The sequence below is a fragment of the Streptomyces armeniacus genome (assembly GCF_003355155.1).
Taxonomy (GTDB): domain Bacteria; phylum Actinomycetota; class Actinomycetes; order Streptomycetales; family Streptomycetaceae; genus Streptomyces; species Streptomyces armeniacus.
Genome location: NZ_CP031320.1, coordinates 2,786,561 through 2,800,009 on the forward strand (window position 1 = coordinate 2,786,561; position 13,449 = coordinate 2,800,009).

At 72.4% G+C, this 13,449-nt stretch carries 11 protein-coding genes and 1 riboswitch; of the genes, 7 read left to right on the forward strand and 4 right to left on the reverse strand.

What is annotated here, in order from left to right; all coding sequences use genetic code 11:
- Positions 1-121 precede the first annotated feature (121 nt).
- Positions 122-796 (reverse strand): LysM peptidoglycan-binding domain-containing protein, encoded by a 675-nt coding sequence (locus tag DVA86_RS12150; protein WP_208878070.1) that lies wholly within the window; start codon positions 794-796, stop codon positions 122-124.
- Positions 797-799: 3 nt separating this feature from the next.
- Positions 800-970: riboswitch (cyclic di-AMP (ydaO/yuaA leader) on the reverse strand.
- A 491-nt stretch (positions 971-1,461) separates the two neighbouring features.
- Between DVA86_RS12150 and DVA86_RS12155 the strand changes: the two genes are divergently transcribed.
- Both DVA86_RS12155 and DVA86_RS12160 read left to right on the forward strand, forming a co-directional pair.
- Positions 1,462-3,936 (forward strand): cation-translocating P-type ATPase, encoded by a 2,475-nt coding sequence (locus DVA86_RS12155; RefSeq protein WP_208878072.1) that lies wholly within the window; start codon positions 1,462-1,464, stop codon positions 3,934-3,936.
- Positions 3,933-5,735, forward strand: a complete 1,803-nt coding sequence (locus DVA86_RS12160; RefSeq protein WP_208878074.1) for a sensor histidine kinase — start codon at positions 3,933-3,935, stop codon at positions 5,733-5,735. Before DVA86_RS12155 ends, DVA86_RS12160 begins: the two co-directional genes overlap by 4 nt.
- Before the next feature lie 120 nt (positions 5,736-5,855).
- Here the strand turns inward: DVA86_RS12160 and DVA86_RS12165 are convergent, their stop codons facing one another.
- Both DVA86_RS12165 and DVA86_RS12170 read right to left on the reverse strand, forming a co-directional pair.
- Positions 5,856-6,401 (reverse strand): pyridoxamine 5'-phosphate oxidase family protein, encoded by a 546-nt coding sequence (locus DVA86_RS12165; RefSeq protein ID WP_208878076.1) that lies wholly within the window; start codon positions 6,399-6,401, stop codon positions 5,856-5,858.
- A 207-nt stretch (positions 6,402-6,608) separates the two neighbouring features.
- On the reverse strand, positions 6,609-7,460 hold the full coding sequence (locus tag DVA86_RS12170) for an endonuclease I family protein (protein ID WP_208878077.1): 852 nt from the start codon (positions 7,458-7,460) through the stop codon (positions 6,609-6,611).
- Between the two features lie 353 nt (positions 7,461-7,813).
- Between DVA86_RS12170 and DVA86_RS12175 the strand changes: the two genes are divergently transcribed.
- From DVA86_RS12175 to DVA86_RS12185, 3 genes are all read left to right on the forward strand, one after another.
- Positions 7,814-8,326, forward strand: coding sequence for a DoxX family protein (locus DVA86_RS12175; RefSeq protein ID WP_208878079.1), 513 nt, complete (start codon positions 7,814-7,816; stop codon positions 8,324-8,326).
- A gap of 90 nt (positions 8,327-8,416) precedes the next feature.
- On the forward strand, positions 8,417-8,611 hold the full coding sequence (locus tag DVA86_RS12180; RefSeq protein WP_208878081.1) for a hypothetical protein: 195 nt from the start codon (positions 8,417-8,419) through the stop codon (positions 8,609-8,611).
- Positions 8,612-8,645: 34 nt separating this feature from the next.
- Positions 8,646-10,340 carry a hypothetical protein gene (locus DVA86_RS12185; protein WP_425470816.1) on the forward strand — a complete coding sequence of 565 codons (1,695 nt, stop codon included), beginning with the start codon at positions 8,646-8,648 and terminating at the stop codon, positions 10,338-10,340.
- Here DVA86_RS12185 and yczR read toward each other — a convergent pair.
- On the reverse strand, positions 10,328-11,860 hold the full coding sequence (yczR, locus tag DVA86_RS12190; RefSeq protein ID WP_208878082.1) for a MocR-like transcription factor YczR: 1,533 nt from the start codon (positions 11,858-11,860) through the stop codon (positions 10,328-10,330). The genes DVA86_RS12185 and yczR overlap by 13 nt on opposite strands.
- Positions 11,861-11,960: 100 nt before the next feature.
- Here yczR and yczE point away from each other — a divergent pair, with 100 nt between their 5' ends.
- A complete protein-coding gene (yczE, locus tag DVA86_RS12195; RefSeq protein ID WP_208878083.1) occupies positions 11,961-12,701 on the forward strand; it encodes a membrane protein YczE in 741 nt (246 codons plus the stop codon).
- Between the two features lie 295 nt (positions 12,702-12,996).
- The gene (locus DVA86_RS12200; RefSeq protein ID WP_027751042.1) at positions 12,997-13,374 is read left to right on the forward strand and encodes an RNA polymerase-binding protein RbpA; all 378 of its coding nucleotides are present in this window, start codon (positions 12,997-12,999) and stop codon (positions 13,372-13,374) included.
- Positions 13,375-13,449: the final 75 nt, after the last annotated feature.

The following is a 13,449-nucleotide window of genomic DNA, read 5'->3' on the forward strand; positions in this document are numbered from 1 at the left end:
GGCTGCGCGTTCAGCGACGCTCAAGGCGTTCCCGGTCCTGAGCGGGGCCGGGAATGCCCGGAGCGGTCAGGGCTTCAGAGAGCGGTCGGGGCTCGGAGAGCGGTCAGGGTTCCCGCCGTTCTCAGAGCTTGAGCTCCTGGCCCGGCAGGATCAGGTCCGCGTCGCCGCCGATGACGGACTTGTTGGCCTGGAAGATCTTCTGCCAGGTCGTGCCGTGCTCGTCGGCGATGCTGCCGAGGGTGTCGCCGGACCGCACCGTGTAGTCGCCGCCGGCGGACTTCTGCGGCTGCGGCTGGGCCTGCCGCGGCTTTTCCTGCTTCTCCTGCTTCTGCTGCGGCTGCTCGGCGGGCTGGGCCTGCCGCTGCTCGCCGCGGTCGGCACGCTCGCCGCCGTCGCCGTTCGGGCTGACGTTCGCGGACGGGCCGCCGGACGTCAGGCCGCCCTCGCCGGCGCAGGCCCAGGCACCCGGGCCCTGCATCGCGAGGAGCTTCTCGGCGACGGCTATCTGCTGCGACTTGGTGGCCTGGTCGGCACGCGGCGCGTACTGGGTGCCGCCCGCCGCGGCCCAGCTGGACTGCGAGAACTGCAGACCGCCGTAGTAGCCGTTGCCGGTGTTGATCTGCCAGTTGCCGCCCGACTCGCACTGGGCGACCTTCTCCCAGGTGTCCACGGACGCGGCCTGCGCGCCGGTCGCGGACATCAGCGGGATGGTGACGGCGGCGCCGGCGACACCCGCGAGGGTGGCGATGCGGGCGGCCTTGGAGGAGCGGTGACGGCCCTTACCTGAAAACAGCATGACTGACTTCCTCACCGACGCCTGCGAGGTGAGCTGTCGGGCTCGGACCGGTTGAGTGCCCGGCCGTACGCGGCCGCGTGACGCGGACTCGTACGGTTTCGCCCCTAGCCGCTCCCCGTTCGGGGCGCGGCGCTTACCTGGTTCCCCCGCTCCTGCCTACGGCGCTGACGCGACGGTTTCCCCCCGGCGACCGTCGGCAGGATTAGGCGTGACGGTCGCGGGTGCCCGCCGTGTGGCGAGCGGTGCGACCGTAAGCACACGGGTCCGGCACTGCCAAAAACCGGCATCCGAGATCAATATGGGCCTCTGGGACCCGGGAACAGGCGTCACCGCAGGTCGTGCCGTACGAGGGCGAATGCGACAGCAGGGACCCCGGGGACGGTTGCGGAGAGAAGCCTCACACCACAGGAGGAGGCGTCAAAGGCCGAACCCTGACGAAAGTTGAGGTTCATCGGCGCCTTTGGTGGCTGGTGGGTGATCGCTGCGCTGTTTAGGGTCGGGAGCGTTGGTATCGACGTACGGCGGCCGCGTGGCCGGCGCCGGCCGTCAGCCGTCGACCGTCAGCGCCTGGCCGTCGACCGTCGGCCTTCGGCCGTCAGGACCAACCGTCGGCCGTCGGGACCAGCGGCCGGCACGGACACCGCACGAGAGGGACGGGACCGGGAGTGGCTGAACAAGTGGACACGGTGGGCGAGGAGCCCGTCGCGGCGCCGGAGAGTCAGGACGCCACGGCTCCGGACCGGGCGCGGGCGGTGCAGGGTCTCACCGCGGCCGAGGTCGCCGAGCGGGTCGCCGCGGGACAGGTGAACGACGTGCCTGTCCGCTCCAGCCGGAGCATCAAGGAGATCGTCCGCGGCAATCTCTTCACCCGGATCAACGCCATCGTCGGCGTGCTCTTCGTCATCATCCTCGCGGTGGGCCCCGTCCAGGACGCCCTGTTCGGCGGGGTCATCCTCGCCAACACCCTGATCGGCGTGATCCAGGAGGTGCGCGCCAAGCGCACCCTGGACCAGCTGGCCATCGTCGGCGAGAGCCGGCCGACCGTGCGCCGCGACGGGGTCGCGGCGCCGGTCACCGCCGAACAGCTCGTGCTCGACGACATCGTCGAGCTGGGCCCGGGCGACAAGATCGCTGTGGACGGCACGCTGGTGGAGACGGCCGACCTGGAGGTCGACGAGTCGCTGCTCACCGGCGAGGCGGACCCCGTGGTCAAGCAGCCGGGGGACCCCGTCATGTCGGGCAGCTTCGTGGTGGCCGGCTCGGGCGCGTTCGCCGCCACCCGCGTCGGCCGCGACGCGTACGCCGCTCAACTTGCCGAGGAAGCGAGCAAGTTCACCCTGATCAGCTCCGAGCTGCGGGGCGGCATCAACACCATCCTGAAGTTCGTCACGTACGCGATCATCCCGGCCGGTATCGCGCTCATCATCAGCCAGCTCACCGTCGGCAAGGACGACATGCCGGAGGCCATCCGGCGGATGGTCGCCGGGCTGGTGCCGATGGTGCCCGAAGGGCTCGTCCTGCTCACCTCCGTGGCGTTCGCGGTGGGCGTGGTCCGGCTGGGCAAGAAGCGCTGCCTCGTCCAGGAGCTGCCCGCGATCGAAGGGCTGGCCCGGGTGGACGTCGTCTGCCTGGACAAGACCGGCACGCTCACCGAGACCGCGATGGACGTCTCCGAGATCCGGGCACTCGACCCGGACGCGCCCGCCGAAGCGGTGCTCGGAGTGCTCGGCTCGGCGGACGAACGGCCCAACTCCAGCATGCAGGCCATCATCGACGCGTATCCCGCGCCGGACGGCTGGACCGTGTGTGACAGCTCCCCGTTCTCCTCGGCCCGCCGCTGGAGCGGCGCCACCCTCAAGCCGCCCGGGCCCGACGGCGAGACCGCGACATGGTTGCTCGGCGCCCCCGACGCGCTGTTGCCCGCGGGACACCCGGTGCTCGAGCAGGTCGACGAACGGGGCGCGCTCGGGCTGCGCGTGCTGCTGCTCGTGCGCAGCACGGGCACGCTCCGCGAGGCGCTGGACCGGCCGCTGACGGAGGCGGAGGGAGTCACGCCCGCCGCCCTGGTCATCATCGAGCAGCGCATCCGCAAGGAAGCCCCCGCCACCCTGCGGTACTTCGCGGACCAGGGCGTCGCCGCCAAGGTGATCTCCGGTGACAACGCCCTCTCGGTCGGCGCGGTGGCCCGCGGCCTGGACTTCCCTGGCGCCGAACACCCCGTCGACGCCCGCACGCTGCCCGAGGACCCGGAGGAGCTGGCGGACATCGCCGAGCGCAACTCCGTCTTCGGACGCGTCGGACCGCAGCAGAAGCGGGCGCTCGTCCAGGCGCTCCAGTCCCGCGGCCACACCGTGGCGATGACCGGCGACGGCGTCAACGACGTGCTGGCGCTCAAGGACTCCGACATCGGGGTCGCCATGGGCGACGGCAGCCCGGCGACCCGCTCCGTCGCCCAACTCGTGCTGCTGGACAACAACTTCTCCGTGCTGCCCTCGGTGGTCGCGGAGGGCCGCCGGGTCATCGGCAACATCGAGCGGGTCGCGAACCTCTTCCTCACCAAGACCGTCTATTCGGTGCTGCTCGCCATCCTGGTCGTGGTGGCCCAGGTGCCCTACCCCTTCCTGCCCCGGCATCTCACCCTGATCGGCTCGCTCAGCATCGGCATCCCCGCGTTCTTCCTGGCGCTCGCGCCCAACGCCGAACGGGCCAGGACCGGTTTTGTGAAACGGGTGCTGCGCTTCGCCCTGCCGGGCGGACTGCTGGCGGCGGCGGCCACCTTCGGCTCGTATCTGTCCGCCCGCGGCACCTACGACGGCAACCTCGAAGCGGAGACCTCGGCCGCCACGCTGACGCTGTTCCTCGTGGCGCTGTGGGCGCTGGCGATCATCGCCCGCCCCTACACCTGGTGGCGGATCGGTCTCGTGCTCACCATGGCGGCGTCCTTCGGCGTCGTGCTGGTGGTGCCGTTCCTCCAGGAGTTCTTCCAGCTCGAGCTCGTCGGGGTGCGCGCCCCGTGGGTGGCCGTGGGCTTCGCCGCGGTGGCCGGGCTGCTGCTGGAGGCCGCCTGGGCGGTGCTGCGCCGGCGTACGGCGGCCGGTGACAAGGCGGATGACGACATGCGCGCGCGTTCGGAGCAGTGAACCCGGCGGCGCCCGGCGGTGGCGGCAGCCGCCGGGCCGCCCCGTCGGCCCGGGTACGGGCCTGGGCGCGGGCCGTGGTGACGCGCGGCAGCCGCCGGGAGTGGGCCGCGGACGCCGCGCTGTGGCTCGCCCTGTGTGTCCCCGTGGTGGTCGCCTACATCGCGGGGCCGCCCCGGGAGGGCCCGCCGCCGCTGTCGCCGTACCTGGGTGTTCCGCTGCTCGCCCTCGCGGTGCTGGTGAGCCGGGCGATGCCGCTGCTCTCGCTGTATGTCGCGGTGGCGCTGGCACTCACCTCGACCCCGGAGCTGTTCAGCGGATCGGCGAGTCCGGCGCTGCTCGCCACGGGCTATCTGGTGGGCCGCAGGATGCGGCAGGCGCAGCCGGCGTTCCTCTCGTTCGTGCTGATCGCCGCCTTCGGGCTGCTCGCCATGTGGCGGGAGGGGGAGCAGCTGTGGACCTGGTTCACGCTGGTCCTCACCCTCGTCTTCAACGTCGCGCTGCCCTGGCTGGTGGGCCGCTACGCACGGCAGCGCGCCGAACTGGTCGCGGCGGGCTGGGAGCTGGCCGAGCGGATGGAGCGCGAGCAGCGGCTCACCGCCGACCGCGTCCGGCTGCGGGAACGCTCGCGCATCGCCGGCGACATGCACGACTCGCTGGGCCACGAGCTGTCCCTGCTGGCGCTGCGCGCGGGCGCCCTGGAGGTTGCCCCCGACCTGGACGCGCACCACCGCACGGCCGCCGAGGAGTTGCGGGCGGCGGCCGTCACGGCGACGGAGACGCTGCACGACATCATCGGCGTGCTGCGGGAGGGGGACGGCGCGGCCGGCGGAGGGCAGCCGAACGACCGGCTGACAGGCGTGGACATCGCCGACCTCGTCGACCGGGCCGCCGCCTCCGGCCTCCGGGTGAGCCTGAGCCGCGAGGGCGAACCGGTCGAGCTGCCCCCGATGGTGGACCGTGCCCTGTACCGCGTCGTCCAGGAGTCCCTGACGAACGCCGCCAAGCACGCGCCGGGAAGCGCCGTCGCCGTATGGCTGCGGCAGACGCCGGAGGCCACCGATGTCTCCGTCGTCAACGAACTGCCCGTCGGTGACCCGCTGCCCGGGCGGACGTCGGGCGGCATCGGCCTGATAGGGCTCCGCGAACGGGTTCGGCTGGCGGGCGGCCTCATGTACAACGGCCCGGCCATGGCGCCCGACAGCCGGTTCGCCGGCGGTTACGAGGTGCGGGCCCGGCTTCCGCACGCGCCGGGTGACGGTACGGCTCTCCACGACGCCGAGGACGGCCACGACTCCGGGCACGGCCACGACGCCGAGCACGGCCACGACGCCGAGCACGGCCACGAGGGCGGACTCGGCAACGGGCTCGGACTCGGCAACGACGCCGGGCAAGTCCTGGACGACGCCGCACCCGTGCCGTCCGAGTCCGCGCTCCGCCGGGAGCTGGCGCAGCGCCGGGCACGGCGCCGGCTGTGGCAGGTGTTCGTGGTGCCGCTGGCGCTGACCGCCGGACTGGCCGTCGTCATGGGGGTGTTCTCGCTCTTCCAGTCGTCGGAGTCGGTGCTGCCGCTCGAGGGCTACGACCGGCTCCGCGTCGGACAGAGCGAGCGGGAGGTGTCGGACCGGTTGCCGGCGATGCAGACCGACGAGCAGCCGAGCGAGGACACCACTCCCGCCCTGCCGGGTTCCCGCTGCCGTTACTACCGGATCGACGACGACCCGGATCCGGCGTACATCTACCGGCTGTGCTTCGCGCGGGGCGAGCTGGTTTCCAAGGACACCGTGCGGACGGATTCCTGAAACGGGACCCCGTAACGGGCCCTCCCCTGTCCCTTATCCACATCTGACGCTGCCGACGAAGGCTTAGGTTGTGTTCCGTGAGGCGTCCGTTTCACTAAAAAAAACTAAAAGCAAATTTTGTCAGGCAGAAGACGGCATCCGAGTTAGGGGTCCGTTTCGTGGGCTCGGAGTTGTGTAAAAGAGCCAGCCCTTGCCCTCATCCGCGTCGGACAGTTCCCCGGCCCGTACGGACACCCGGCGGTCGCCGCCGCCGTGCCGGAACGCGCCGTCGCGTACGTCGAAGTGCCAGTCGGGCCCGTACTTCGCCTCGTACGCCTCCGCGAGCGGCCGCAGCACCGCCTCGTCGGTGACCGGCTCGGCGCGGCCCTCGACGACGAGGTCGAGACCGCGGTCGAAGCGGTTGCAGCCGGTGGTCAGGACGCACTGCGGGTTCTGTGCGAGGTTGCGGGCCTTGCGCTCGTCCGGGCCGGTGCAGAAGTGGAGCGCGCCGTCGCGCCATACGGCGAGCAGCGTGGTGACGTGGGGCCGGCCGTCGGGCCGTACGGTCGAGAGCCAGTACGTCTCCGCCTCCGCCAGTTCCCGGCGCGCCCGCGTCCAGGGGACGGGTTCGGCCCCGTCGCTGCTGAAGCGGGGGTCGAGTGCGGTGCTCGGTTCCGTGGTGCTCATCGCGTTCCTCCGTGTCGTCCCTGTGCGTGACCCCGGCGGGGGTCCCCGGAGGTGAGACGGCCGAGCGCCCGGGAACTCATCGGTCCGCCGCCGTACGGGCGACGGCGTGCGATCCGGGGCACGGCCAGGAGGGCGTACGACCAGGCGGCCGCGCCCGCTCGTACGGGCACGGCCGCCGGTCTACTCGCGTAGCGCCGAGCAGAGGTTCTACGGCGCCGACCAGATGTCGGCCGCCCACTCGGGGTGGTCGACGAAGGGGTTGCGGTTGTGCTGGAACTGGTCGTAGATGACCTCGTTCCGGTTCTTCTCGAAGTCGTCCGGCGGGTCCGCCTCGTGCCACTGCATGAGCACCGAGGAGCGGCCCATGAACGGTTCGGAGCCGTTGTCGACCTCGTCGTTGAGCTCGAGGTCGGGGTGGCTCTCGCCGTCGTAGCGGACGGCCATGTAGAAGATCATCCGGGCAACGTCGCCCTTGACCTCGTCGCGCGGCTCGTACGAGTCGTCGTCGGTGAAGTTGCCCGGCGCGCCGTCGACTTCCTCGCCGCCCGCGTCGAAGTCCTTGTTGCCGCGGATGCTGTTGACCGTCACGTCCGTCGGGCGCAGGTGGTGGATGTCGGTGCCCGGGCCGGGCGAGGTGCCGAAGTCGCCGTGTGACTTGGCCCAGACGTGCTCGCGGTTCCAGTCGCCCTGGTCGCCGCCGTTGGCGTCGCCGCTGCGGGACTCGCCGCTGTAGAGGAGGACGACGTTGCCGGCGTTGGCCGGGTCCTTGTCGGTGGCCTTGAGCGCTTCCCAGACGTCGTCGTACGAGAGCGTGGTCTGCTCGCTGATGATGCCGTTCAGCGCGTCCTTGAGCTCCTGGCCGGTCTTGCCCAGCGCGTCCTGGTAGTACGTGTCGTCGTAGGCGCCTACGCCCTGCTGCGCGGGCTGCGAGGCCGCCGCGGGCTTGTCGGTGGCCGGGGTGGCGGTGGCCGCCGGTATCTGGGTCGCCATGCCGGCGATCGCGGCGCCCGCGGCCAGAACGGCCAGCGACTTGCGGCGGGTTGGTCGTGGCAGATGCATGTGGGGGGTCCTCTCGGTGACCGATGGTTGGCACAGGCATCCTGCCCCGTCATGCTCACCTCAACAATGAATTTCGAAGATCCATCCGGTGTCGGTCCGGCGGCGCACCATCCCAAATCGGGCACATCCGCCCGCCGTTGACCACCGCCCGCCACTCTCCCCCGCGGGTCACCGCGGACTACTCACCCCGGGCCACGACCCGTTGGGCCGCGCACGCGTGCGCGCAGGAACCGTGAAAGGCGACCGGTCACTGGTCTAGACATCACATCGGAGCGTGACTACGTTACGCGCAGGTCTAGACCAAGCTTGACGCAGCGCTGCCTGCCCCCAGTCCCCACACCCAGGAGCTGATCATGCGACAAGGACCCGGCACGGCCGTCACCGGCCTCGACAGCGATCAGAGCAAGGCGTTCACACTCGGGCTGTTCCGCATCGTCGTCGGCCTGCTCTTCGCCTGCCACGGCGCGGCGACCCTCTTCGACGTACTCGGCGGCCCGCACGGCGGCGTGCCGGGCTTCGCGGAGTGGCCGGGCTGGTGGGCGGCCGCCATCCAGCTGGCCGGCGGCACGCTCGTACTGGTCGGGCTCGGCACCCGGCCCGCGGCGGTCGTCTCGTCCGGCTCGATGGCGTACGCGTACTTCGTCGAGCACCAGTCGGAAGCACTCTTCCCGATCGAGAACGGCGGCGAGCCCGCCGCGATGTTCTGCTGGGGCTTCCTGCTCATCGCCGCGCTCGGGCCGGGCAGCCTCGCGCTGGACTCACTCCTCGGCCGGTCCCGCTCCTCCCGCTCCCCCGTACGGGACGAAGACCCGTCCGCGCCCGGCACCGACAGCGAGTCGTACACCCGTTCTGCAGCGGGAGGATGACAAATCACTCAATTGCCGCTTTATTCATACGACACCTTCTGTGATGGTGGAACAGCTCATGGTGACCGTCCCCTACATCAGGAGTGATCCATGGTGTTGTCCATCTCCGGTGTCGTACTGCTCGGCGTGATCGTCTTCCTGTTCTTCCGCAAGGACGGGATGAAGATGTCGCACGCGGTGGTCTGCTCACTGTTCGGATTCTTCCTGGCGGGCACGGCCATCGCGCCGAGCATCAAGCAGGGCAGCGCCAGCCTCGCCGGCCTGCTCGGCGGCATCCAGCTCTGATCCCCGGCACGGGGAACGCACCGAGGAGGCACGCGTGGGTCTGCGGCCGCTGCCCGGGCTGCTGCGACGCGGCGGGGACAACCCGCGGCCCGCGCCGCGCCGGAGCCGGGACCTGGTGCGTACGGGCGCGGCCGGCGCCGTGGACGTGCTGCACCCGCTCATCACCATCGCCCGCGGTCTCGGGCGGCTCGCCGCCGCCGCCCGGGGCTGGTGGGTCCGTACCCCCAAGGAACGGCGGGGCCCCGCGCTCGGCCTCGTGGCGGCCTGCCTGCTCGCCGTCGGGCTGATGCCGTACGGGCCGGCCGCCGCTGCCGCCGCGCTGGCCCTGGCCGCGGCCTGGCAGGGCCGGGACCGGGACCGCGGCCGTGGCCGTACGCCCGCCGAGACCGGCCCCGGCGAGGAGGAGACCGCGCGGCTGCAGGCGCTCTACGAGGCGCTGGTGCCGTACTTCGCGGTCCCCGAGGACCCGCATCCGGAACCGCTGTACGCGCACGACGGGGGCTGGCGGCGGTCGTTCGAGGAGTTCGAGTTCAACGACGCGGGCCGGATCGTACGGCTGACGCTCCGCTACCCGGCGCACTTCCGGGACGGTGAGGCCGACGAGCGGCTGCGCGTCGAGCAGCTGCTGTCCGCTAAGGCGGGGCGCGGCCGCGAGTACGGCTTCGACTGGGACGAGGAGCGGAACCGCCTGTCGGTGTCCGTCCTGGCGCCGCTGCCCACCGACATCTGCGCGCAGCCGTTCGTCACCGCGCCCGGCGAGACGGTCCTCGGCTTCACCGACGCGGACGCCGTGCCGCGCACCCTGCCAGTTGTGAACGTGGCGGACGTGACCGACAGGACGGACGGGACGGACGCGGCGGACGAGCACGGCACGCGGGACGTGCCGCCGGTGGTGTGGCGTACGGGCGCCCGGTCCACCGAGCCGCACCTGCTCGCGCTGGGCAACCCGGGCTCGGGCGTCAGCACGCTGCTGCGGTCGCTGGCGCTGCAGGCGCTGCGGCACGGGGACGTGCTGGTGGTGGACGGCGGCGGCGCGGGCGAGTTCGCGTGCCTGGCCGGGCGCGGGGCCGTACTGGCCGTGGAGTCGACGCTGGTCGGCTCACTGGCGGCGCTGGAGTGGGCCGTCCACGAGACGGAGCGCAGGCTGCTGGCCGCGAGCCGGTGCCGGCAGGCCGGGGAACCGGTGCCCGCGGACGTACGGCGGCCGCTGTGGCTCGTCGTCGAACGGCCCGCCGTGCTGAGCCACCTGGCCGGCACGGAGGGGCGGCGGGACCCGCAGGAGCTGCTGGAGGTGCCGCTGCGGCACGGCCGCGCGGCGAACGTGACGGTCGTGGTGGCCGAGCAGTTCGAGGGTGCCGAGGGACTGACGCAGGCGGTCCGCGCGTACACGAGGGCGCGTGTGGTGCTGGGGGCGGTGACGCGGGACCAGGTGCGTGCCGTCCTGGGCGAGCCGCCCCGTACGACACCGGCGCCCGACCCGCCGCCCGGCCGCGGGTTCGCGCGGCTCGGCGGCGGCCCGGTGCTGCGGCTGCAGGTGCCCGCGACGCCGGACCCGCACGACGACGCCACGAGCGAGGGGCAGCGGCGGGCGGTGCTGGCGCTGCTGCCGGAACGGCAGGGCGCGGACGGGCCCCGTACGGCGCCTCCGGCGCAAGCACCGGCGCCCGCAGCCGCGCCCGCCCCGGCGCCCGCGCGGGCGCAGGCGGGCGGCCCCGCTCAGGCGACGTAGCTGCGGGGCGTCTCCGTGCCTGCGGTGCCGCCGGTGCGGACGAGTTCGGCCGCGCCCGCCAGCCGCTTGACCGCCTCCGTCGCGAGCACGCCGGGCAGCGTGAACGGCAGCCGTACGTACGCCTCGAACGCGCCGTCGACGCCGAACCTCGTGCCGGCGGGCACCCGTACGCCCAGCTGCTCCCCCGCCTCCGCGATGCGCGAGCCGGACAGCCCGCCGGTGCGGGTCCACAGGGTCAGCCCGCCGCGCGGAACGGTGAACTCCCAGTCGGGCAAGTGCCGTCGGAGCGCGTCGACGAGCGCGTCGCGGTTCTCGCGGGCCTGGCGGCGGCGTGCGGCGACGGCGTCCTCCCAGCTGCCGTCCGACAGCAGCCCGACGACGGCGAGCTGTTCCAGTACAGGGCTGCCGAGGTCGGCGTAGGCGCGGGCGGCGACCAGGCTGCGGATGACCTCGGGCGAGGCACGTACCCAGCCGATGCGCATCCCGGACCAGATCACCTTGCTGACCGAGCCGACGGTGATCACGGTGGAGCCGCCGGTGTCGAACGCGGCCATCGGGCGCGGCAGTTCGAGGCCCGGTTCCAGCGGCAGGTCGGCCATCGTCTCGTCGGCGACGAGGAGGGTGCCGGCGGAGCGGGCGGCGGTGACCAGGTCGCGGCGCTGCTCCTCGTCGGCGAGGGCGCCGGTGGGGTTGTGGAAATCCGCGACGACGTAGCCCATCCGCGGCGAGGAGTCGCGCAGGACCTGCCGCCACGCGGGCAGGTCCCAGCCGGCCAGCTCCCCGGCCATGGCGACCGGGACGAGCCGGACGCCCGTACGGCGCAGGAGCTGCAGGATGTTCGCGTACGACGGGTGCTCGACGGCGACGCGTTCGCCGCGCGGCGTGAAGAGGTGGGCGAGTGCGGCCACGGCGCCCATCGCACCGGTCGTGATCATGATCTGTTCCGGCATGGTGGGCACGCCGCGCGCGGTGTAGCGGTCGGCGATGGCCGCGCGCAGCGCGGGCAGGCCGGCCGGATAGTCGCCGTGGGTGCGGATGTACGGGGGCAGTTCGGTCAGCGCCCGTTCGAAGGCGCGGCTCAGATACGGCTCGGGCGCGGACAGCGCGGCGCAGCCTAGGTCGAGGACACTCTCCGCGGCCTCGGGCGGCAGCGGCTCCAGGCCGCCGGTGGGCAGCGGGTTGCCGTCCGGCATGGCGGTCCAGCTGCCGGCGCCGCGGCGGGAGGCGAGGTAGCCCTCGGATCGGAGCTCCTCGAAGGCGGCGGCGACGGTCGTACGGGAGAGGGCGAGCGCGGCGGCGAGCTCCCGTTCGGCGGGCAGCCGGGCGGCGACAGGCACGCGGCCCTCGAGGACGAGCGTGCGGATGCCGTCGGCGAGCGAGCGGTAGGCGGGCGTACGGCGGCCGTTCGCCGCGCCCGCGCCCGCGCCGTCGGACGCCCTTCCGGGCGCGCCGGCGCGCTGGGGGCCGCCGAGCAGCCGGGCGAGCTGTGCGGCACCCACCGCCGATGTCCACTGAGCCACGATGTCAGTCCACCTTCCCCGCATTGGCCATGGAACTGGTCTTCTCGTCACCACCAGACTGTCACGCGCCAGGCCACATTCACCAGGAGGGGGCATTTCTGTGTCCAGTGTCAGGGGGCGGTCCGGTTCCCGGCTCACGCGCCGGCTCGTGCAGCTGTACGTGGGTCTCGTGCTGTACGGGGCGAGCGCGGGCCTCATGGTCCGGGCCGAGCTCGGACTGGACCCGTGGGACGTGCTCCACCAGGGCGTCGCGGAACGTACGGGGCTGTCCATCGGCACGGTCGCGATCATCGTCGGGGCCGCGGTGCTGCTGCTGTGGGTGCCGATGCGGCAGCGCCCGGGGCTGGGGACGGTCTCGAACGTGTTCCTCGTCGGCCTGTCCATGGACGGCGCGCTGTGGCTGGTGCCGGAGCCGCGGGCGATGGCGGTCCGCGTGCCGCTGCTGGTCTTCGCAGTGGTGCTGAACGGCGTGGCCACCGGCCTGTACATCTCGGGCCGCTTCGGGGCGGGCCCGCGCGACGGGCTGATGACCGGGCTGCACAAGCTCACCGGCCGCTCGATCCGGCTGGTGCGCACGTGCATCGAGATCGCGGTGCTGGCCACCGGGTTCGTCCTCGGCGGTTCGGCCGGCGCGGGCACGGTGCTGTACGCGCTGGCGATCGGCCCGCTGTCGCAGTTCTTCCTGCGGATCTTCGCCATACCGGGACCGGACGGGGAACCACCCGTGACCGCCTCCTCCGTGGTCGCGCGGGGCGGTGGCCAAGAGGGCGCGGAGCCCGCGGAACGGGAGCCGGAACGGCGGGCGGCAGGGGGTGCGGAGGAGCGCGCGGCGGGTACGTAACGGGTGGGGCGGGCGGTCCGCGGCGGGGCCGGATTTCGAACCTCGCCCCGCGGGGCGGTAGTGTACGCCTCCGGCCCGCCGGATGAACCGCTTACGCAACGCCAAACAGACGCGAACGCTGGGTGACATCTCCTGTCAGATGTGACAAACCGGGCACCGGTGGGTAACAAGAAGGGGCGGCACGACGGGCGACGCATGTCCCACTACGGGAATCTTCACCGCCGACCGGACGTTGACCGGATGACGACGACAGCGACACCTGTCCTGTGGGCGACAAGCCCGGGAGGCACGATTCATGAGTGAGCGAGCTCTTCGCGGCACGCGACTCGTGGTGACCAGCTACGAGACCGACCGCGGTATCGACCTGGCACCACGCCAGGCCGTGGAGTACGCATGCCAGAACGGCCATCGATTTGAGATGCCGTTCTCGGTTGAGGCCGAAATTCCGCCGGAGTGGGAGTGCAAGGTGTGCGGCGCACAGGCCCTCCTGGTGGACGGCGAGGGTCCTGAAGAGAAGAAGGGCAAGCCCGCGCGTACGCATTGGGACATGCTCATGGAGCGGCGCACCCGCGAGGAGCTGGAGGAGGTGCTGGCCGAACGGCTGGCTGTCCTCCGTTCCGGCACCATGAACATCGCCGTGCATCCGCGAGACAGCAAACGCAAGTCAGCCTAGTTCCGCGGGCCTCGGCAAGCAGAGCGAGACAGCACGACACGAAGGAGCCCGGGACCGCCGCAGGGCGGCCCCGGG

Bases quoted from the DNA above. Each gene is read 5' to 3' on its own strand.
- DVA86_RS12150 (WP_208878070.1), bottom strand. From the start codon at position 796: ATGCTGTTTTCAGGTAAGGGCCGTCACCGCTCCTCCAAGGCCGCCCGC.
- DVA86_RS12165 (WP_208878076.1), bottom strand. From the start codon at position 6,401: ATGAGCACCACGGAACCGAGCACCGCACTCGACCCCCGCTTCAGCAGC.
- DVA86_RS12170 (WP_208878077.1), bottom strand. From the start codon at position 7,460: ATGCATCTGCCACGACCAACCCGCCGCAAGTCGCTGGCCGTTCTGGCC.
- DVA86_RS12175 (WP_208878079.1), top strand. From the start codon at position 7,814: ATGCGACAAGGACCCGGCACGGCCGTCACCGGCCTCGACAGCGATCAG.
- DVA86_RS12180 (WP_208878081.1), top strand. From the start codon at position 8,417: ATGGTGTTGTCCATCTCCGGTGTCGTACTGCTCGGCGTGATCGTCTTC.
- DVA86_RS12200 (WP_027751042.1), top strand. From the start codon at position 12,997: ATGAGTGAGCGAGCTCTTCGCGGCACGCGACTCGTGGTGACCAGCTAC.